The organism is Streptomyces sp. SP18BB07 (genome assembly GCF_036322545.1).
In the GTDB taxonomy this organism is placed as follows: domain Bacteria; phylum Actinomycetota; class Actinomycetes; order Streptomycetales; family Streptomycetaceae; genus Streptomyces; species Streptomyces deccanensis.
The window spans coordinates 100,369-120,024 of sequence record NZ_JAQYWT010000284.1; the positions used below are offsets into that span (position 1 = coordinate 100,369).

Consider the following 19,656-nt stretch of genomic DNA (forward strand, 5'->3'; position numbering starts at 1 on the left):
TCGAAACAGGGCCGGGACTACCGGGCGTGCGCGACCGCCCAGTCCACGGCGTGGTCCGCGACCGCCTCCCAGCCGGGCGCGGCGGGCAGCAGATGCGGCATCCCGGGGTACTCCTTGACCTCGGTGACCGTCTGCGACTTGTAGTGCTTGGCGTTGGACTGCTGCACCTTGGGCGGCATCAGATGGTCCTTCTCGCCCGAGACGAACAGCAGCGGCGGCCGGTCCTCGTTGTGGTAGTTCACATAGGTGCTCTGGTGGCCGGGGCGCAGGGTGGCCAGGGCGCTGTCCCAGAAGATGCTGCCGGACGCGGGGACGGCGTACCGCTCGTACAACGCCCTCGACTCCTCCTCGGGGAAGGTGTTGGTGAAGGCGTAGTGCCACTGCTCGAAGGTGAGGCCGACCGCGCGGTGCCGGTTGGCGGGGTTCTTCAGCACCGGGAACGCCGACTTGATCTGGGTCAGCGGCAGTACGGCCACGCCCTCGGTGGGCGCCGAGTTGATCGCCACGCCGGCCGCGCCGAGGCCCCGGTCGAGGAGCAGTTGGACGAAGACGCCGCCGGCGGAGTGGCCGATGAGGATCGGCGGTTTGTCGAGACCCTGGACGACGGCGGCCAGGCTGTCCACGATCTGGGGGACCGTCACCTTCTCGATCGGGGTGGTGTCGGCGTTCAGCGACTCGACCTCCACCTCGAAGCCCGGGTAGGCCGGGGCGATGACCCGGAAGCCGCGCTTCTCGTAGTGGGCGATCCAGTGCTCCCAACTCCGGGGCGTCACCCAGAAGCCGTGGATCAGGACGATCGTGTCGGGACTGCTCATCGTTTTCCTTCCAGGAACTGGAACGAGGTGAACAGGGCGCTCAGGAACAGAACGCTCAGGAACCCAGGAACTCCAGCAGATCCGCGCAGAGTTGGTCCTTGTGCGTGTCCGTGATGCCGTGCGGGGCTCCCGGGTAGACCTTCAGCGTCGCGTTCTTGATCCGGGCCGCCGACGCCCTGCCGCCCACCTCGAACGGCACCACCTGGTCGTCGTCGCCGTGGATGACCAGGGCGGGCACGTCGACGGCGTCGAGATCGGCGCGGAAGTCGGTGGCGGAGAAGGCCGCGACGCACTCGTAGGCGTTGCGGTGGCCGGACTGCAGGCCCTGGAGCCAGAACGCGTCCCGCACGCCCTGGGACACGTCGGCCCCGGGCCGGTTGTTGCCGAAGAACGGGCCGTCGGCGAGGTCCCGGTACAGCTGCGACCGGTCGGCGAGCGACCCGGCGCGGATCGCGTCGAACACCTCGACGGGTACGCCGTCGGGATTGTCGTCGGTCCTGAGCATGAACGGCGGCACGGCGGAGACCAGCACCAGCTGCGCGACCCGCCCCGTGCCGTGCCGCCCCACGTAGCGGGTCACCTCGCCGCCGCCGGTGGAGAACCCGACGAGCGTGACGTCGCGCAGGTCGAGGGTGTCGATCAGGGTGGCGAGGTCGTCGGCGTAGGTGTTCATCTCGTTGCCGTGCCAGGTCTGGGTGGAGCGGCCGTGCCCGCGCCGGTCGTGCGCGACGACGCGGTAGCCGTGCCTGGCCAGGAACAGCTGCTGTGCCTCCCAGCTGTCGGAGTTCAGGGGCCAGCCGTGGCTGAGCACGACCGGGCGGCCCTGACCCCAGTCCTTGTAGAAGATCTGTGCCCCGTCGGCTGTGGTGACGTACGGCATGGGGGGTGCTCCCGTCTGCGGGCGTGTTCGACTCCTGCATCCTCCGGCGGGCCGGCGCGGCGCCGAATCCTGTGGAACGCGTAGTCGTGACGGGGGGGCGGACCACGCGGTCCGCCCCCCGTGACCGACGGTATGCCGGGGCCCTCCACCCCGCCACAGCTGCCGCCCCTGAGCCGCGTCACCCTTCCGGCTGCCGTCTCGGAGCCGCGTCACCCGTACCGGCTGCCGCCTCAGAGGGTGAGTCACCGTGCCGGCTGCCGCCTAGAGCTCCGGGACGTGCGCCAGCTGCCGCCGGGAGGTGACGTCGAGCTTCCGGAAGATCTTCCGCAGGTGGTAGTCGACCGTGCTCGCGCTGATGAACAGCTGGGCGGCGATCTCGGCGTTGGTGGAGCCGGCCCCGGCGAGCCGGGCGATGGTCAGCTCCTGCGGGGTGAGGGCCCCGTCCGCTCCGGCCGAGCCGCGCCGCGGATGCTCACCGGTCGCCGCCAACTCCCGCGCGGCGCGCGTCGCGTACCCCCGGGCCCGCATGGTGTCGAACATCGTCAGCGCCGTCCGCAGCTGTTCCCGGGCGGCCTTGCGGCGCTTGCGGCGGCGCAGCCATTCGCCGTAGAGGAGGTGGGCGACGGCGAGGTCGGCCCGGGTGGCGCCGCCGGAGAGCAGCGAGATCGCCTCGCGGTAGAGCGGGTCGGCGTCGTTCGCGGGCGCGAGCAGGGCCCGGCAGCGGGCCAGCAGACCGAGCGCCCACGGGGTGCCCGTGGCCGTCGCTCGGGACTCCAGGGTCCGCAGGACCGTCGTGGCGAGGACCCGGTCGCCGCAGCGGACGGCCGCCTCGACCAGGTGGGGCAGGATCCGGGAGTGGCAGCCGATCGGGTCCTGGCCGACCAGCTCCTGGGTGAGGGTGCGGGCCCGCGCGTAGTCGCCAGAGCCGAGGGCGAGGATCGCCATGCCGATACGGGCGATGGACTCCACCGCGCCGCTGCCCAGCCAGGCACCGGCTTCCATGGAGCCGCGCAGCACCGCTTCCAGCTCCTCGGTGTCCGCGTGCCAGGCGAGCAGTTCGGGGTGCCGGTAGAGCGCCCACATGTCGTCGGTGGCGCCGATCGCCGCGCGGATCTGTGAGCCCTGGGCGTGCAGATCGTCCGCGAGGGCCAGCTCACCGAGGTTGGTCTCGTGCATCACCGAGCAGTACAGGGCGCTGTCCAGCTCCAGCAGGGAGCCGGTGTCCCGGGCGATGTCGGCGGCTCGGCGCATAACAGCGCGCTGGGTCTCCTCGTCCCAGAGCATCATCGTCAGGGTGACGGTGGGCAGATACGCGCGGAGCACGTCGTGGTCCGAGGTGCCGGGGTCCCGCACCATCTCGTGGGCCCGCCGCATGTGGGGCACGGCCCGTTCGTAGCCGTCGGTGACGAGGACGGCGAAGGCGCGCAGCACCAGGTCGACACCGGTGGCGGGCGCCGTGCGCGGCAGCAGGTCGTCCACGGCCCCCGCGATGTCGGCCCAGGTGGCGTCCCGGACGAGGTGCTCGGCGGTGATCGCGCTCCGCACCGCCCGCAGCAGCGCCTCGCGGGCCGTCTCCGGGGCCCCGTCGGCGAGGGCCCGCGCGGCACGCAGACACAGCGCGGGCGCCGCCGCGAATCCGCCCATGTCACCGAGGAACATCACCGCCTGGGCGCGCACCAGCAGGGCCCGGCCCCGGCCGACGTCGCCGAGCAGGGCCACGTCGATCGCGTCCAGCAGCGACTCCGCCTGGAGCGGTGCCCCCGCCGACAGCGCGGCCTCCGCCGCGGCCAGCAGCCGGCCGGCCCGGGTGACTTCCCCCGGGGTCAGCTCGGCGGCCCTGCCGAGGAAGGTGGCGCGGGCCGCGTGGCCGCCGCGCGCGCCCGCCCGGTCGGCCGAGCGCTCCACCTCGGCGGCCACCTCCTCGTCCGGCCCGAGGGCGGCCGCCGCCAGATGCCAGGCCCGCCGGTCGGAGTCGGCGGGCCGGTCCGTCACCTCGGCCAGCGCCCGGTGGGCCCGCCCCCGCTCGACGCTGGTGGCACCGCCGTACACCGCCGACCGCACCAGTGGATGCCGGAACTCGGCGGCCGTGCGCAGCGTCACCAGCCCCGCCGCCTCGGCCGGGCCGGAGTCCTCGGGCCCGATGCCGAGGCGGCGCGCCGCACGCGTGACATAGCCGAGGTCGCCGCCCGGCGCGGTCGCGGCCAACAGCAGCCAGGTCCGCGCCGCCGGCGGCAGCTCGCGCACCCGCCGCAGATAGTGCGCCTCCAACCGGCCGCCCACGGGCAGTGGTTCGGGCAGCGCCGACGAGCCGGAGAGCTGGTCGGTGGTCAACTCCTGCCCCAGGTCGGTCAGCGCGAGCGGGTTCCCGGCGGTCGCGGCCACGATCCGCGCGCCCACCCGGGCGTCCAGCGGCCCGGTGACGGCCTCCCGCAGCAGTTCCAGGGCGAACGGCTCCTCCAGGCCGCCCACCTCGGCGACCGGCAGCCCCGCCGGTGCCTCGAACCCGGTCCGGGCCGCGAACAGCAGCCCCACGCCCTCGGCGTGCACCCTGCGTCCCACGAAGGCGAGGACGCCCAGCGACTCCTCGTCGAGCCACTGGGCGTCGTCCACGCACGCCAGCACCGGCCGTCGCTTCGCGGCCTCCGCGAGGAGCGTCAGCGTGGCGAGCCCCACCAGGAACCGGTCGGCGGGCGGACCGTCGGCCAGCCCGCACGCCACCCTGAGCGCGTCGTGCTGCGACGGCGGCAGCCCACCGGGCTCCTTCAGCTCGTCCAGGAACGGCACGAGGAGCCGCTGCAGCGCGGCGAACGGGAACGTCGCCTCGGACTCCACGCCCGCCACGCGCAACACCCGCAGATCGGCTGCCTCCCGGCCTGCGTGATCGAGGAGCACCGTCTTCCCGATCCCGGCGTCGCCCCGCAACATCAGGACCCCGCTCAGCCCGCGCCGCACCTCCGCCACCAGCTGTTCGAGCCGCTCACGTTCCCTGCCCCGCCCCTTGAGAACCACGACGCCGACGCCCTTCGAACAGGGGCCCTTTGTGCAGGCCGTATGAGGTTGTGGTGAAGCCGCCCCATTCAATCAGCGCGCGGCCGGGCGTACTCGGGCATCGGGCGAGAGCGGTACGGAGGGGTCGCACCGTGACGGATGAGGCCGCGCGTTCAACCGAACGGTTGAACGGATCGGCGGCTCACGGACGACGCGCGGCGGACGCCGCCGGTCACAGACTTGCGGTGCCGCGGCGGCGGCACCGCCCCACGGACCAGCCCGGAAAGGACCTTCCCCCACATGGCCAGCAGCTTCAGCAGGCGACGCATCCTCACCACCGGCGCGGGCGCCGCGCTCGGCGGCCTCGCCGCGACCGGCACCGCACAGGCCGCCACCGCGTCGGCGCCCGGCTCCCGTACGGCGGCGGCGGGCGCCGAGGAGACCCGCTCCCTCGACGAGTTGTACCGCGACGCGGTCGCCGAGGGCGGCAAGCTCGTCATCTACGCGGGCGGCGACACCGCCACCCAGCAGGACGCCACGGCCCAGGCGTTCCGCACCCGCTTCCCGGACATCGACCTGACGATGGTCGTGGACTACAGCAAGTACCACGACGTCCGCGTCGACAACCAGCTCGCCACCGGCACCCTGGTCCCCGACGTCGTCCAGCTCCAGACGCTCCAGGACTTCACCCGCTGGAAGAGCCAGGGCAAGCTGCTGCCCTACAAGCCCGCCGGCTTCTCCCAGCTGTACAAGGACTTCCGTGACCCGCAGGGTGCCTGGACGGCCATCCGGGTCACCGCTTTCAGCTACATGTACGGCGTCGAGGCCGTCGGCGGCAACGCGCCCAAGTCGCCGCAGGAGCTGGTCGACCCGCGCTGGAAGGGCGCCATAGCCTCCTCCTACCCGCACGACGACGACGCGGTGCTGTACCTCTTCTCCCTCTACCAGGAGGCCTACGGCTGGGACTGGATCGCGAAGTTCGCCGCCCAGCAGCCGCAGTTCAACCGCGGTTCGCACAGCCCGGGTGTCGCGGTCAACGCCAAGCAGAAGGCCATCGGCGTCGGCGGGTCCGGCTCGCTGACCGCGCCCGCCACGGCCCCGACCCGCTTCGCGGTCGCCGACGGCCACCCCTTCATGGCCTGGGGCCAGCGCGCCGCGATCCTCCGGAAGGCCGCCCACCCCACCGCCGCCAAGCTGTACCTCAACTGGGCACTGTCCGCCGAACGCCAGCAGGGCTCCGCCTGGTCCGTCCGCACCGACATCACGCCCGCCGGCGGCCTGGCGCCCATCTGGACCTACCGGAACGCGCACCTCGACGGCTTCCCCCGGTTCATGGAGGACCGCGCCCAGGTCGAGCGCTGGAAGCAGACCTTCGCCCTCTACTTCGGCGAGGTCAAGGGCGACCCGACGCCAGGAGTCCTGGGCCTGCACCCCGGGCGGTGACCACCCCGCGGGTCACGGCGGGTACGGCGCACTCCTTTACCCCGGTCACACGTGTCACGGCCTACACTCGGCTGGCCCCGCCAGCCCGTGCCCGTCCGGACCGTCGCAGAGGGAATCGCCGCCGCCGTGCCCGCCATCGCCGCCCCCGCCGTCCCGCGCCGAGCTTTACCGCCGCTTCGGCGGCTGCCGGACCTGCTGTTCCTGACCGTCGCCGTCGGCGGAGCCGTCCGACTCGCCGACCTGAACTCCACGCTGTGCTGGGAACTGGTCCCGCTCGTCGCGCTGTTGGCGGTCGGGTACGTGGCCGGTCTCGCCCTCTGGGACCGGCTGGGCCGGTGGGGCCGCCCGCTGTGGCTCGGCGCGCTGCTGACGCTGTGGTGCCGGGTCTCCTGGGAGATGCCGGCCCCGGCCGCCACCGCCTACACCTGGCTGGTGCTCCCGCTCGCGATCCTCGCCCTGCGCATGTTCACGAGCCGTACGGCGATCGCTGTCGTCGGCGTGATCACCGTGCCGCTCGTCCTGCTGATCGCCCGGACCTCCGGAACCGTCCATCCCGAACAGCTCCTCCCACCGGTCGCCGCACTGTGGACCACGGTCGCCCTGTACCGCGCCCAGCAGCGCCTGCTCGGCGAACTGCGGCGCACCCGGGCCGAGTTGGCGCGGAACCAGCGCGAGGCCGGCCGGCTCGCAGAGCGCGCCCGGATCGCCCGCGACCTGCACGACACGCTCGCCCAGGAACTCGCCGGCAGCCGGATGCTCCTCCAGGCCGCCGACCGCGACTGGGACCGCCGTCCCGACCTCGCCAGGACCCAGGTCCGCACGGTCGTGGACACGCTCGGCGCCAACCTCGCCGAGACCCGCACCATCATCAGCGACCTCACCCCGCCCGCGCTGGAACACGACGACCTCACCACCGCCCTGCGCACCCTCTGCGCCCGTGACACCGCCGCACCCTCGCGGGTGGTGTTCCGCACCGAGGGCGAACCGGGCGACCTGCCCCGCGACCGGGCCGCCGCCCTGCTCCGCGTCGCCCAGGGGCTGCTGGCCAACGCCTGCGAGCACGCGCGCGCCCGGCACGTCTGGGTCACCCTCGACCACCGCGACGACATGACCGTCACCGTCGAGGTACGCGACGACGGCGTGGGCTTCGACGCGGCGGTGGCGGCACCGAAGCCGGGCTGCCGCGGCCTCGGCCTGACCGCCGGCCGGGAGCGGCTGGGCGCCCTCGGCGGCTCGCTCACCGTCCGCAGCGCACCCGGTCGCGGCACCCTGGCCCGCGCCACCCTCCCCGTGGACGCCCTCGCCCTCGCGGGCCCGGCGGCCAGCCGGTGACCGGCCCGGACGACACCCCGCTGCGGGTCCTGGTCGTCGACGACCACGTGGTCGTACGCGCCGGACTGCGCGCCCTGCTCACCGGCGAACCCGGCTTCGACGTGGTCGGTGAGACCGGCGACGGCGAGGAGGCCGTCCGTCTCACCGCGCGACTGCGCCCCGACGTGGTGCTGATGGACCTCCGGCTGACCGACGACACGGCCCCCGGCCCCCGGGCCGACGGCCTCGCCGCCACCCGGCGGATCGCCGCCGAGACCCCCGGCAGCCGGGTCGTCGTCCTGACCAGCTCCGGGACGCGGGGCGATGTCGTACGGGCGATGGAGGCGGGCGCCCGCGGCTACGTCCTCAAGGCCGGACCACCGGAGGAACTGTTCCGTGCCGTGCGTGCCGCCGCGGCCGGCGGCACGGGGCTGGCCCCGGAGGCGGCCGGACATCTGGCCGGGCACCTGGCCGACCCGGGGACCGTCCTGAGCGACCGGGAGATCGAGGTCGTACGCCTGCTGGCGCTGGGCCACAGCAATCGCTCCATCGCCGCCTCCCTCTTTCTCTCCGAGGCCACCGTCAAGACCCATCTGGTCCGCGTCTACCGCAAACTCGGCACCGAGAACCGGGCGAGCACGGTGTCCGAGGCGGTCCGGCGGGGACTCCTGGAACTGGGCTGAGGAGGCGCGGAGCCCGCTCAGTGGGCGCCCATCGGCTCGAACTCCGTGCCGCACGGGCCCGCTCCCACGCTCTCCGCCAGGGCCACGGGGGCGCCGCTCATCGTCAGCGTCTCGTAGTAGCGGCCGATGCGTTCGGCGGAGCGGCCCACGTAGTGGCCGATGAAGGAACGGCGGAAGCGGTCCGTGGTGCGGTTGGGCTGGGAGCCGTGGACCAGGCTGCCGTTGAAGAACAGGACGTCACCCGGGGCCATGTCGACGGGCACGGGGGTCAGACCGGGCGGCGGCGGGACGTACTCGCGGGCGAAGGACAGCTCCGAGTCCGCCACCTCCGGGCAGAACACATCCATCCGGTGCGTGCCCGGCACGACCTCCAGACCGCCGTTGTCCCGGTCGATCACGTCGCAGGCGATCCACGCGGCCACACACGTCCCCGGTTCGACCCGCAGATAGAAGTTGTCCTGGTGCAGCGCCTGCCCCCGGGCCCCCGGCGGCTTGAAGTAGAACATGCTCTGCGCGGCCAGGACCTCCTCCCCGAGCAGCCCTTCGAGGATCTCCCGCAGCCGGGTGTCGAGGAGGACCCGCAGCGACAGGTCGTCGATGCGGTGCGGGTGCATCACCCGGGGGTAGACATGCAGCGGGTCCACCGGCCCGTCGGCCGGGGCCGGGCGGGGCTGGAAGTGGCCCGGGATCGGCCCGCCGGCCCGCAGCGCCGCGAAGCGGTCGCACAACTGCTCGATCTCGGCGGGCGGGAACAGCCCCCGCACCACCACGAAGCCGTGCTCCTCGAACTCCGACTTGTCCGTGACTGTCATCCGCGCTTCCCTTCTCGGCGTCGTTCCTGTGCTCCAAGCTAGGGCGGAGCGTCTTTCGGGAGGATGCCTGTGCGTGCTGACAACCTGCCTGGGACTGCTGCGTCCGACAACCCCTCGCCGGACCAGGTGATCATCGGCCGCTTCGACCAGCGGCCGCCCTACGCCGTGCACCGGCCGCGCGGCGCGGACAGCTGGCTGTTCACCTGGACCACGGGCGGCGGAGGTCTGCTGCGGCAGGGCTCGACCCGGACCCCGTCGGGCCCCGGCGACCTGGTGGTCCTCGGCCCGGGCGTGCCGCAGCACTACACGGTCCGGCCCGGCGCCGACCACTGGGCGTTCTGGTGGGTGCACTGCCGGGCCCGGGCCTCCTGGACGGCACGGCTGCGCCCGTACGGGACCGCCGACCGGCTCTACGCCCTGCCCCCGGCCTCCGCGGGCGTCCGGGAACGCGTCGACGCGGCCTTCCGCCGGATGCTCGCCGACGCCCGCTGGACCGGCGAGGACGCACCGCCGGCGCCGGGCGCCGTCCCGTCCGGTGAGGAGGTCGCCGTCGCGCACGGCACCGCCGCCCGTGAACTCGCCCTGTGCTCACTGGAGGAGGTGGTGCTGCTGACCTCCGCCCGGGCGGAGCCCCGCCGGTCGGGGGCCGACCCGAGGATCCGCCGGGCCGAGGACCTGATCGCCGCGGACCCCGCCGCCCCGCACACCGTCCGCTCCCTCGCCGAGCGGGTCTCCCTCTCCCCGTCCCGCTTCGCGCACCTCTTCACCGAGCAGCTCGGCCACTCCCCGATGCGGGCCCTGAGCCAGGCCCGACTGCTGCACGCCGCCCGGCTCCTGGAGGCCACCGGACTCCCGGTGGAGCGTGTGGCCGCCGCCTCCGGGTTCGCCAGCCCGTTCCACTTCAGCAGGGTGTTCCGGCAGCGCTACGGGGTGCCGCCGGGGGAGTACAGACAGCGCCTGCGGGACGGCGGCTGAGCGGAACCCTCGCCGGTCAGCCCCCGAAGGCCAGCAGCGACAGCCACAGCGCCACCACCGACGACACCAGGGCCGCCGGGACGGTGAGCAGGCCGAGGCGGGTGAACTCGCCCAGGTCCACGTCGTGTTCGTGCTGGTGGACGATGCGCCGCCACAGCAGGGTGGCCAGGGAACCGGCGTACGTCAGGTTCGGCCCGATGTTGACCCCCAGGAGCACGGCGAGGACGGCGCCCGTGCCCAGCGGGGCGGCCAGCGGGACCAGGACCAGGACCGCGGGCAGGTTGTTGATGACGTTGGACAGCAGGGCGGCCAGGGCGGCGACGCCGAGCAGGGCGAGCAGGCCCGTGCCGGACGGCATCACGCGGCCCAGCGCGTCGGCGAGCCCGTTGTCGACGACCGCGCGCACCACCACGCCCAGCGCCAGCACGAACGCGAGAAAGGGCAGGGAGAGGGAGTGGAAGAGGGCGCGCGGGCCGGTGGTCCGGCGGATCAGCGCGCGGACCGAGAGGACCAGGGCCCCGGCCAGCGCCGCCCACACCGGCTCGATCCCGAGCGCGGACGTCAGCACGAACCCGGCGAGCGTGCACACGACCGTCACCAGCGCGAACATCGGCAGCTCGGGCGCCTCGACGGCCTCCTCGGGCGTCGGCGTCCCGGCGTCCAGATCGGCCGCGAAGAACCGCCGGAACACCAGGTACTCGGCGGCCACGGCCACCGCCCACGGCGCCGCCATCAGCAGCGCGAACCGGGTGAACGTCAGCCCGGAAGCCGTGAAGGCCAGCAGGTTGGTGAGGTTGGACACGGGCAGCAGCAGCGAGGCCGTGTTCGACAGATGCGCGGTGGCGTACACATGCGGCTTGGGGCGGGCGCCCAGCCGGGCCACGGTCGCGAACACCACCGGAGTGAGCAGGACGACCGTCGCGTCCAGGCTGAGCACCGCCGTGATGCCGGAGGCCAGTGCGAACGTCGACCCCAGCAGCCGACGGGGGCGGCCGGCCGACGCGCGCGCCATCCACGCCCCGCACGCCTGGAAGAGCCCCTCGTCGTCGCAGAGTTTGGCCAGCACGAGAACGGCGGCGAGGAACCCGAGGACCGGGCCCAGCAGTTCGGCCTCGGCACGGGCGTGTTCCCAGGAGACGGCACCGGCGGCGACGGCGATCCCGGCGGCGGGTACGGCGACCACGGCCTCCGGCAGCCCGAAGGGGCGGGCGACCGCGCAGCCGAGGACGACGACGAGCAGGACGACGGACAGGACCTCGGCGAGGGCGGTGTTCACGGCAGGGCTTTCGGGGCGATCTGAGGGGCGTTCTTCGGGGGAGGGAGTCAGGGCGCCCGACGGCGCGGAGACCGGTGCACCCTACAGCTTCCCGACGACGTCCGATGAACACGTGTGCGGCGGGCGGTGAGAGGCGGCTCACCCAGGGCCCGTGTCGTGCGCACCCTTCCGGCGTCGTCCTCACCCTGACGTCGTGCTCACTCCTGCCGCGTCGTGCTCACTCCTCCGACAACGTCAGATCCGCCCAGATCGTCTTGCCGTCCTCGGTGTGCCGGCTGCCCCAGCGCTGGGTCAGCTGGGCCACGAGCAGCAGCCCGCGTCCGCCCTCGTCGAAGGTCTTGGCCCGGCGCAGGTGCGGGGCGGTGCCGCTGCCGTCCGACACCTCGCAGATCAGCGTGGTGTCGTCGTGGATCAGACGCAGCTGGATCGGCGGGGCGCCGTGCCGGATGGCGTTGGTGACCAGCTCGCTCACCACCAGCTCCGCCGTGAACGCCGACTCGCTGATGCCCCACAGCGCCATCTGCGTCAGCACGTACTGGCGGGTGCGGGCCACGAACGCCGGGTCGGCCGGGATCGACCAGGTCGCCACCCGTTCCGCCCGGAGTCCACGGGTGCGGGCCAGCAGCAGCGCCACGTCGTCGGGCGCGCCGTTCGCGGGGAGCAGGGAGTGGACGACGTCCCGGCAGATGTCGTCCAGCGAGCCCTTGCGGCCGGACAGGGCCTCCGCCAGCAGTTCCTGGCCGGCGTCGATGTCCCGGTCCCGGGTCTCGATCAGGCCGTCGGTGTAGAGGGCGATGACCGTGCCCTCGGGCAGTTCGAGCTCGGCGGACTCGAAGGGCAGCCCGCCGAGGCCCAGGGGCTGTCCCGACGGCACTTCGACCTCCATGGGCCGTCCGTCCGGGTCGAGGACCACCGGCGGCGGATGCCCGGCACGGGCGAAGGTGCAGCGCCGGGTCACCGGGTCGTAGACGGCGTACAGGCACGTGGCGCCCACCTCGCCGGTCACCCCCTCGCTGCCGGCCTCGGCGGACAGGCGTACGACCAGGTCGTCGAGGTGGGTGAGCAGTTCGTCGGGGGCGAGGTCGACGTCGGCGAGGGTGCGTACGGCGGTCCGCAGGCGGCCCATGGTGGCGGAGGCCTGGACGCCGTGGCCGACGACGTCGCCGACGACCATGGCGACCCGCATCCCGGAGAGCGGGATGACGTCGAACCAGTCGCCGCCGACTCCCGCCTGGGCCGCCGGGAGGTAGCGGGAGGCGGCCTCCAGGGCGGGCATGCGGGGCAGGGTCTGGGGGAGGAGGCTGCGCTGCAGGGCGAGAGCGGTCTCGCGTTCGCGGGAGTAGCGGCGGGCGTTGTCGATGCAGACGGCGGCGCGGGCCGTGACCTCCTCGGCCAGCAGCTCGTCGTCGGCGGTGTACGGGTCGAGCCGTTTGAAGCGGGTCAGGACGGCCACGCCGAGGGTGGTGCCCCGGGCCCGGATCGGTACGGACATGGTCGTGTGGACACCCAGCTCCTTGACCCGCTGGCTGCGTATCGGGTCCCAGGCGAGCCAGTCCACGAGGGTGTTGGCGGGGTCCGTCGCCACGACCGTGTGCCCGATCGACAGGGACGCCGCCTGCGGGGAGGTCGCCGGGTACACGTCGGTCCGGCCCACCTCGACCACCGCCTCGGGGCAGCCGGGGGTCACCGACTGGTGGGCGGCGCGGCGCAGGGTGAACGGCGCGGAGAGCGGGCCCTCGTGCGGTTCGTCGCCGTGGTCGAGGGACTGCATCAGGTCGACGCTGACGAAGTCGGCGAGGACCGGGACGCACACATCGGCCAGCTCCTGGGCCGTCCGCCGCACGTCGAGGGTGGTGCCGATGCGGATGCTCGCCTCGTTCACCAGCTGCAGCCGCTGCCGCGCCAGGTACTGCTCGGTGATGTCGTGCCCGGTGACGCAGACCCCGATCGGCACCCCGGACTCGTCCGTGAGCGGGGCGATCGCAGCCGACCAGGCGTGGGCGCGGTTCTCGTCGGCGGCCCGCAGGAAGGTCTGCACGTCCTTGCGCCGGCCCAGGGCCAGCACCTCGCGCAGGTCCTGCTCCAGCTTCTCGCCCTGGCGGCCGCCGATGATCTCGGACATGTGCAGGCCCCGGATGTTCTCCTCGGGCATCCCCACGGCGTCCGCCATCACGTCGTTGATGCCGCGCAGCCTGAGGCGGTCGTCGAAGACGGCCATGGCGCACGGTGACTGGACCATGACGGCCGCGGCGAGCGGATCGTCCCGCACCAGGGGGCCGGGATCGTCCAGCGGACAGAGAACCAGCCAGCTGCCGCCGCCGTCGGTGTTCTTCAGGCCCCGGTGGTGGGCGAGCAGCCACGCGGTCACCGTACGGCCGTCGCGGTGACGCAGCGCGAGCTTCCCGTTCCAGTTGCGGCTGCCCGCGGGGGGCGGCAGAAAGGCGCCGCCGGGGGCGAGCAGCTCCTCGGCGGGCCGGCCCACGACCTCCGTCGCGTGCCAGCCCAGCAGACGTCTGGCGCCCTCGTTCCACTCCACGATCGTGCCGTCGCCGTCCATGGCCGCCCGCGCGGTGGCGGCACCGTCCAGGGCGTACGCAGGGGTGTCACCGTGCGTAACCTTGCGGCTCCTCATCGTCGCGAGTTCCATTCCGCCGGACCGAACGGGCTTACGGGCGAATTCCAGCCTATGCGCTCCGCCGGAAAAGCGGACGGGAAACCGTACCTCCGCGCGATTTGCTGAACGGGTGTTCGCCAAGTGGCGCGAGGGGCCCTTGACGATCCTGGGGCGGGTCGTCAGATTCTGTTCGGTCACGATCGCATGTGATGGCTTGTGGGGTCTTGTGCTCCACGGCTCCCCGGAACGTCCACCCGCACGTTCGACGAAGGGAACACCATGACCGTCACCCGCAGATCCTTACTCGTCGCGGGCACCTCCGCCCCGATGGTGGGAGCTCTGACGGGCACCGCGACCGCCGCCCCCCGGTCGGGACCCGCCGCCACCCGCCGGACCGTCCCGCTCCGCGACGGTTGGCGCTTCGCCCTCGTCAACCCCGGCGGCATCACCGACCCCACCGGCGAGTACGCCGACGCCGCGCGCCCCGGGTACGACGACTCCGCCTGGCGGCAGGTCGCCGTCCCGCACGACTGGTCCATCGAACTCGCCCCGACCACCGAGCACGGCACCACCAGCGGCACCGGCTTCTTCCCCGGCGGCCTCGGCTGGTACCGCACGGCCTTCACCCTGCCGCCCTCCCTCGCGGGCAAGCGGATCTCGGTCGAGTTCGACGGCGTCTACATGGACTCGTACGTCCACTGCAACGGCACCGAGGTCGGCCGCCACCCCTACGGCTACACCGGCTTCGCCTTCGACCTCACCGACCTGCTGCACACCGACGGCACCACCGAGAACGTCATCGCGGTCAAGGTCCAGAACCGCCTGCCCAGCAGCCGCTGGTACTCCGGCAGCGGCATCTACCGCGAGGCCCGACTGGTCGTCACCGACCCCGTGCACGTGGCCCGTTGGGGCACGTACGTCACCACGCCGGACATCACCGCCAAGCGCGCCCTCGTCCGCGTCCGCACCTCCGTCGTGAACGCCTCCGGCGGCCCGGCGGACGTCGACGTCGTCTCCCGCGTCGTCGACGCCCGTGGCCGGACGGTCGCCCGTACTTCCTCCACGGTCGCCGTCACCGGCACCGCGACCGAGACCCACGAACTGACCGTCCGCGAGCCGAGGCTCTGGGACTTCGCGGACCCGCACCGCTACACCCTCACCACCGAACTCCGCGTCGGCGGCAGGACCACCGACACCCACCGCACCCCCTTCGGCATCCGCACCTTCCGCTTCGACCCCGACGAGGGCTTCCACCTCAACGGCACCCCGCACAAGATCAAGGGCGTCGACCTCCACCACGACCTCGGCGCGCTCGGCGCCGCCGTCCACGCCGACGCGATCCGCCGGCAGATGGCGATCATGAAGTCGATGGGTGTCAACGCGCTGCGCACCTCCCACAACCCGCCCTCGCCCGAGATGATCGAGGTCTGCGAGGACCTCGGCATCATGATGACGGTGGAGGCCTTCGACTGCTGGCGCAGCCCCAAGACCCGCTACGACTACGGCCGTTTCTTCGACGAGTGGGCCGACCGCGACATCACCGAGATGGTGCTCGCGGCCCGCAACTCGCCCGCCGTCCTGATGTGGTCGATCGGCAACGAGGTCTCCGAGTTCACCTCCACCTCCGGCCTCGCCATGGCGGACCGCCTGATCGCCGCCCTCAAGGCCTCCGACGACACCCGCCCCGTCGTCATCGGCTCCCACCGCCACCGCAGCGTCCCCGCCCCCGGCACCCCCGGCGACCTGATCCTCGCCAAGCTCGACGGCCTCGGCCTCAACTACAACACCGCCAAGTCGGTGGACGCCCTGCACGCCCGCTACCCGCACCTGTTCCTCTTCGAGTCCGAGTCGTCCTCGGAGACCTCCACGCGAGGCGTCTACCAGGAGCCCGAGCGCCTCAACACCGGCGAGAACCACACACCGGGCCGACGGGGCGTCTCCTCCTACGACAACAACCTCGCCTCCTGGACCATGAGCGGCGAGTACGGCCACAAGAAGGACCGCGACCGGAAGTGGTTCGCCGGGCAGTTCCTCTGGTCGGGCATCGACTACCTCGGCGAGCCCACGCCGTACGACGTCTTCCCGGTGAAGGCATCCTTCTTCGGCGCGGTCGACACGGCCGGCTTCCCCAAGGACATGTACCACCTCTTCCGGAGCCAGTGGACCAGCGAGCCCATGGTCCATCTGCTGCCGATGACCTGGAACCACCACGAGGGCGACACGGTCGAGGTGTGGGCCTACTCCAACGTCGCCACCGTCGAGCTGTTCCTCAACGGGAAGTCCCTCGGGACGCGGAGGTTCGACGAGAAGAAGACCGTCGACGGGCGGCCCTACCTGGAGACCACCGAACCCACCGGCGACGACAAGACCTTCACCGACGGCCCGTACCCGGGCAGTTACACCAGCCCCAACGGCAGCGCGGGAAAACTCCACCTCACCTGGAAGGTGCCGTACACCCCCGGTGAGTTGAAGGCGGTGGCACGGCGCGACGGCAGGATCGTCGCCACCGACGTCCTGCGCACGGCCGGTGAGCCGTACGCCGTCCGGCTCACCGCCGACCGCAAATCCCTGAAGGCGGACGGGCGTTCGCTGGCCTTCGTCACCGCGGAGATCGTCGACACCCGGGGCGTGGTGGTCCCCGACGCCGAGCACCTCATCAGCTTCGACGTCCGGGGAGGTTCCCTCGCGGGCCTCGACAACGGCCGCGAGGAGAGCGCGGAGCGCTACCAGGCATCCACCCGAACCGCCTTCGGTGGCAAGGCGCTCGCGATCGTCCGGTCGGGCGTCGAGGCGGGCGCGGTGCGGGTGACGGCACGGGTGGCGGGCCTGCGCACCGGGAAGGTGAGCCTGCGCGCCACGCCGGCGCGCGATAGGTCGACGACCCCGGCCGCCGCGTTCGGGCCCGACCATCCGGCTCCCGTCACCCACCCCCGCGCCGACGCGAGTTACTCCGGTCGCCCCGACACCCTGCCCGCCGCCATGCTCGACGGCGATCCCGCCACCGGCTGGTCCAACGCGTTCTTCAAGGCCGCCACCGCCCTGCTGCCCGCGTTCAGCGGGGCGCGGCCCGAGGACTGGGTCTCGGTCGACTGGGGGCGGCCCGGGACGCTCGACCGGGTCGAGGTCTCCTTCACCGTCGACGCCGGGCACACCCTGCCCGAGGCCGTCGGGGTCGAGGTGTGGGACGGCGGGCGGTACGTCCCCGTGGAGGGCGCGAAGATCGACTGGGCCGCCGTCTCCGACGCCCCGACAGCGATCACGTTCACCCCGGTGCGCGGCTCCCGCGTCCGGCTCACACTGACGAGCCGTCATCCGGGCGAGACGCGCGGCGCGATGCGGATCAGCAGGCTGGACGTGCTCGCGGTCTGACGCCCCGGCCTCGTCGGCGAGCCGCTCCGCTCCGGTCCGGACGGAAACCAGTCCCGTCCGGACCGTTGACGGGCTGTCATGTCTCTAACAGCATGGCCAAGGTCCGCATCTGGGAGCGCTCCCACGTCTCTGCCCGCACACGCGCCACCCGGTACCACCCGTCACCGACTGCGCCCCCACCTCCCCCGAGGAGCCCAGACGTGAAACGACGCAGAACCACCCTGCTCGCCCTGACGACCCTCCTCGCGGCAGCGCTCACCGCGCTGCCCACCGGCCCGGCCCAGGCCGAGGAGGTCGAACAGGTAAAGAACGGCACCTTCGACACCACCACCGCCCCCTGGTGGACCACCGGCAACGTCACCGCAGGCCTCACCGACGGCCGCCTCTGCGCCGAGATCCCCGGCGGCACCACCAACCGCTGGGACGCCGCCGTCGGCCAGAACGACATCACCCTGGTCAAGGGCGAGTCGTACCGCTTCAGCTTCTCCGCCTCCGGCACGCCCCAGGGCAACGTCCTGCGGGCCATCGTCGGCCTGTCGGTGGCTCCGTACGACACCTACTTCGAGGTCAGCCCGCAGCTGAACGTCTCGGGCGACTCCTACACGTACACCTTCACCTCGCCCGTCGACGCCACCCAGGCCCAGGTCGGCTTCCAAGTGGGCGGCAATGCGAACCCGTTCACGTTCTGCATGGACGACGTGTCGCTGCTCGGCGGGGTGCCGCCGGAGGTCTACGAGCCCGACACCGGGCCCCGGGTGCGGGTCAACCAGGTCGCCTATCTGCCCGCCGGGCCCAAGAACGCCACCCTGGTGACCGACGCGGCGGAGCGGCTGCCCTGGCAGCTGAAGAACGCCTCGGGCGCCGTGGTCGCCCAGGGGCGGAGCGCCCCGCGCGGTCTCGACGCCTCCTCCGGGCAGGACGTCCACTCGATCGACTTCGGCGCGTACCGGGGGCGCGGCACCGGCTTCACCCTGGTCGTCGACGGCGAGACCAGCCGCCCGTTCGACATCGACCCGGCCGCCTACGAGCGCCTCCGGCTGGACTCGCTGAAGTACTACTACACCCAGCGCAGCGGCACCCCGATCAGCGACGACCTGCGTCCCGGCTACGGCCGCGCCGCCGGCCACGTCGACGTGGCGCCCAACCAGGGCGACGGGAACGTGCCCTGCCAGCCCGGCGTCTGCGACTACCGGCTCGACGTCACCGGCGGCTGGTACGACGCCGGCGACCACGGCAAGTACGTCGTCAACGGCGGCATCTCCACCTGGGAGGTGCTGAGCACCTACGAACGCGCGCTGCACGCCCGTACCGGCAAGGCCGGCAAGCTCGGCGACGGCGCGCTGAACATCCCGGAGAGCGGCAACAAGGTGCCCGACCTGCTGGACGAGGTCCGCTGGGAGCTGGACTTCCTGTTGAAGATGCAGGTGCCGCAGGGCCAGCCGCTGGCGGGCATGGCCCACCACAAGATCCACGACGAGCAGTGGACCGGCCTGCCGCTGATGCCCGCCGACGACCCGCAGAAGCGTGAGCTGCACCCGCCGAGCACGGCGGCGACCCTCAACCTGGCGGCGACGGCCGCCCAGGCGGCCCGCCTGTACCGCCCCTACGACCGGGCCTTCGCCGCGAAGGCCCTCACCGCTGCCCGTACGGCGTGGGCGGCGGCCCTGGAGCACCCGGCCGTGTACGCCTCCGAGAGCGACGGCATCGGCGGGGGCACGTACGCCGACAACAACGTCACCGACGAGTTCTACTGGGCGGCCGCCCAGTTGTACCTGACCACCGGCGAGAAGGCCTTCCAGGACCACGTCCTCGCCTCGCCCGTGCACACCGCCGACATCTTCGGACCCATCGGCTTCGACTGGGCCCGCACGGCCGCCGCCGGCCGCCTCGACCTCGCGACCGTGCCGAACAAGCTGCCCGGCCGCGACAAGGTCCGCCAGTCCGTGGTCAAGGCCGCCGACCGCTACCTGGCCACGCTGAAGGCCCACCCGTACGGCATGCCGTACGCGCCCGAGAACAACCTCTACGACTGGGGCTCCAACCACCAGATCCTCAACAACGCGGTCGTCGTCGCCACGGCCTACGACATCAGCGGGGCGTCCAAGTACCGGGAGGGCGCGCTCCAGAGCATGGACTACCTCTTCGGCCGCAACGCCCTCAACATCTCCTACGTCACCGGCTACGGCGAGGTCGACGCCCGCAACCAGCACGCCCGTTGGTACGCCCACCAGCTCGACCCGGACCAGCCCAACCCGCCGGCCGGCACCCTCGCGGGCGGCCCCAACTCCTCCATCCAGGACCCCTTCGCGCAGAGTAAACTCCAGGGCTGCGTCGGCCAGTTCTGCTACATCGACGACATCCAGTCCTGGTCGACCAACGAACACACGATCAACTGGAACGCGGCGCTGGCCCGCATGGCCTCGTTCGTGGCGGACCAGATCTGACAGCTCACCCCACCTCACCTCGCATGCGTGCGGCCGATGCCCTCCG

At 72.8% G+C, this 19,656-nt stretch carries 12 protein-coding genes; 6 read left to right on the forward strand and 6 right to left on the reverse strand.

Annotated features, from left to right (window positions below; translation table 11 throughout):
• Positions 1-17: 17 nt before the first annotated feature.
• From PUR53_RS15695 to PUR53_RS15705, 3 genes are all read right to left on the reverse strand, one after another.
• Positions 18-815 carry an alpha/beta hydrolase gene (locus PUR53_RS15695; RefSeq protein ID WP_329898040.1) on the reverse strand — a complete coding sequence of 266 codons (798 nt, stop codon included), beginning with the start codon at positions 813-815 and terminating at the stop codon, positions 18-20.
• Between the two features lie 55 nt (positions 816-870).
• Entirely contained in the window at positions 871-1,695 is an 825-nt protein-coding gene (locus tag PUR53_RS15700; protein ID WP_329898041.1) for an alpha/beta fold hydrolase, read from the reverse strand.
• A gap of 261 nt (positions 1,696-1,956) precedes the next feature.
• Positions 1,957-4,704 (reverse strand): helix-turn-helix transcriptional regulator, encoded by a 2,748-nt coding sequence (locus tag PUR53_RS15705; RefSeq protein WP_329908634.1) that lies wholly within the window; start codon positions 4,702-4,704, stop codon positions 1,957-1,959.
• Positions 4,705-4,983: 279 nt separating this feature from the next.
• Between PUR53_RS15705 and PUR53_RS15710 the strand changes: the two genes are divergently transcribed.
• From PUR53_RS15710 to PUR53_RS15720, 3 genes are all read left to right on the forward strand, one after another.
• Complete coding sequence (locus PUR53_RS15710; RefSeq protein ID WP_329898043.1) at positions 4,984-6,126, forward strand: ABC transporter substrate-binding protein; 1,143 nt, start codon at positions 4,984-4,986, stop codon at positions 6,124-6,126.
• Between the two features lie 87 nt (positions 6,127-6,213).
• A complete protein-coding gene (locus PUR53_RS15715) occupies positions 6,214-7,458 on the forward strand; it encodes a sensor histidine kinase (protein WP_443080309.1) in 1,245 nt (414 codons plus the stop codon).
• Positions 7,455-8,120: a response regulator transcription factor gene (locus PUR53_RS15720; RefSeq protein WP_329898044.1), complete on the forward strand. Its 666-nt coding sequence runs from the start codon at positions 7,455-7,457 to the stop codon at positions 8,118-8,120. The genes PUR53_RS15715 and PUR53_RS15720 overlap by 4 nt, the downstream gene beginning before the upstream one ends.
• 17 nt (positions 8,121-8,137) lie before the next feature.
• Here the strand turns inward: PUR53_RS15720 and PUR53_RS15725 are convergent, their stop codons facing one another.
• Positions 8,138-8,932, reverse strand: a complete 795-nt coding sequence (locus PUR53_RS15725) for a phytanoyl-CoA dioxygenase family protein (protein ID WP_329898045.1) — start codon at positions 8,930-8,932, stop codon at positions 8,138-8,140.
• A 63-nt stretch (positions 8,933-8,995) separates the two neighbouring features.
• On the opposite strand from PUR53_RS15725, the gene PUR53_RS15730 reads away from it, so the two are divergent.
• Positions 8,996-9,907, forward strand: a complete 912-nt coding sequence (locus tag PUR53_RS15730) for a helix-turn-helix domain-containing protein (protein ID WP_329908636.1) — start codon at positions 8,996-8,998, stop codon at positions 9,905-9,907.
• Between the two features lie 16 nt (positions 9,908-9,923).
• On the opposite strand, the gene PUR53_RS15735 is transcribed toward PUR53_RS15730, so the two are convergent.
• Both PUR53_RS15735 and PUR53_RS15740 read right to left on the reverse strand, forming a co-directional pair.
• Positions 9,924-11,183, reverse strand: a complete 1,260-nt coding sequence (locus tag PUR53_RS15735; protein ID WP_329908637.1) for an SLC13 family permease — start codon at positions 11,181-11,183, stop codon at positions 9,924-9,926.
• Between the two features lie 217 nt (positions 11,184-11,400).
• Positions 11,401-13,815: a SpoIIE family protein phosphatase gene (locus tag PUR53_RS15740; RefSeq protein ID WP_329898048.1), complete on the reverse strand. Its 2,415-nt coding sequence runs from the start codon at positions 13,813-13,815 to the stop codon at positions 11,401-11,403.
• A gap of 261 nt (positions 13,816-14,076) precedes the next feature.
• Between PUR53_RS15740 and PUR53_RS15745 the strand changes: the two genes are divergently transcribed.
• A complete protein-coding gene (locus PUR53_RS15745; protein ID WP_329908639.1) occupies positions 14,077-17,166 on the forward strand; it encodes a glycoside hydrolase family 2 TIM barrel-domain containing protein in 3,090 nt (1,029 codons plus the stop codon).
• Positions 17,167-17,366: 200 nt separating this feature from the next.
• A complete protein-coding gene (locus PUR53_RS15750) occupies positions 17,367-19,610 on the forward strand; it encodes a glycoside hydrolase family 9 protein (RefSeq protein ID WP_329908641.1) in 2,244 nt (747 codons plus the stop codon).
• Positions 19,611-19,656 lie beyond the last annotated feature (46 nt).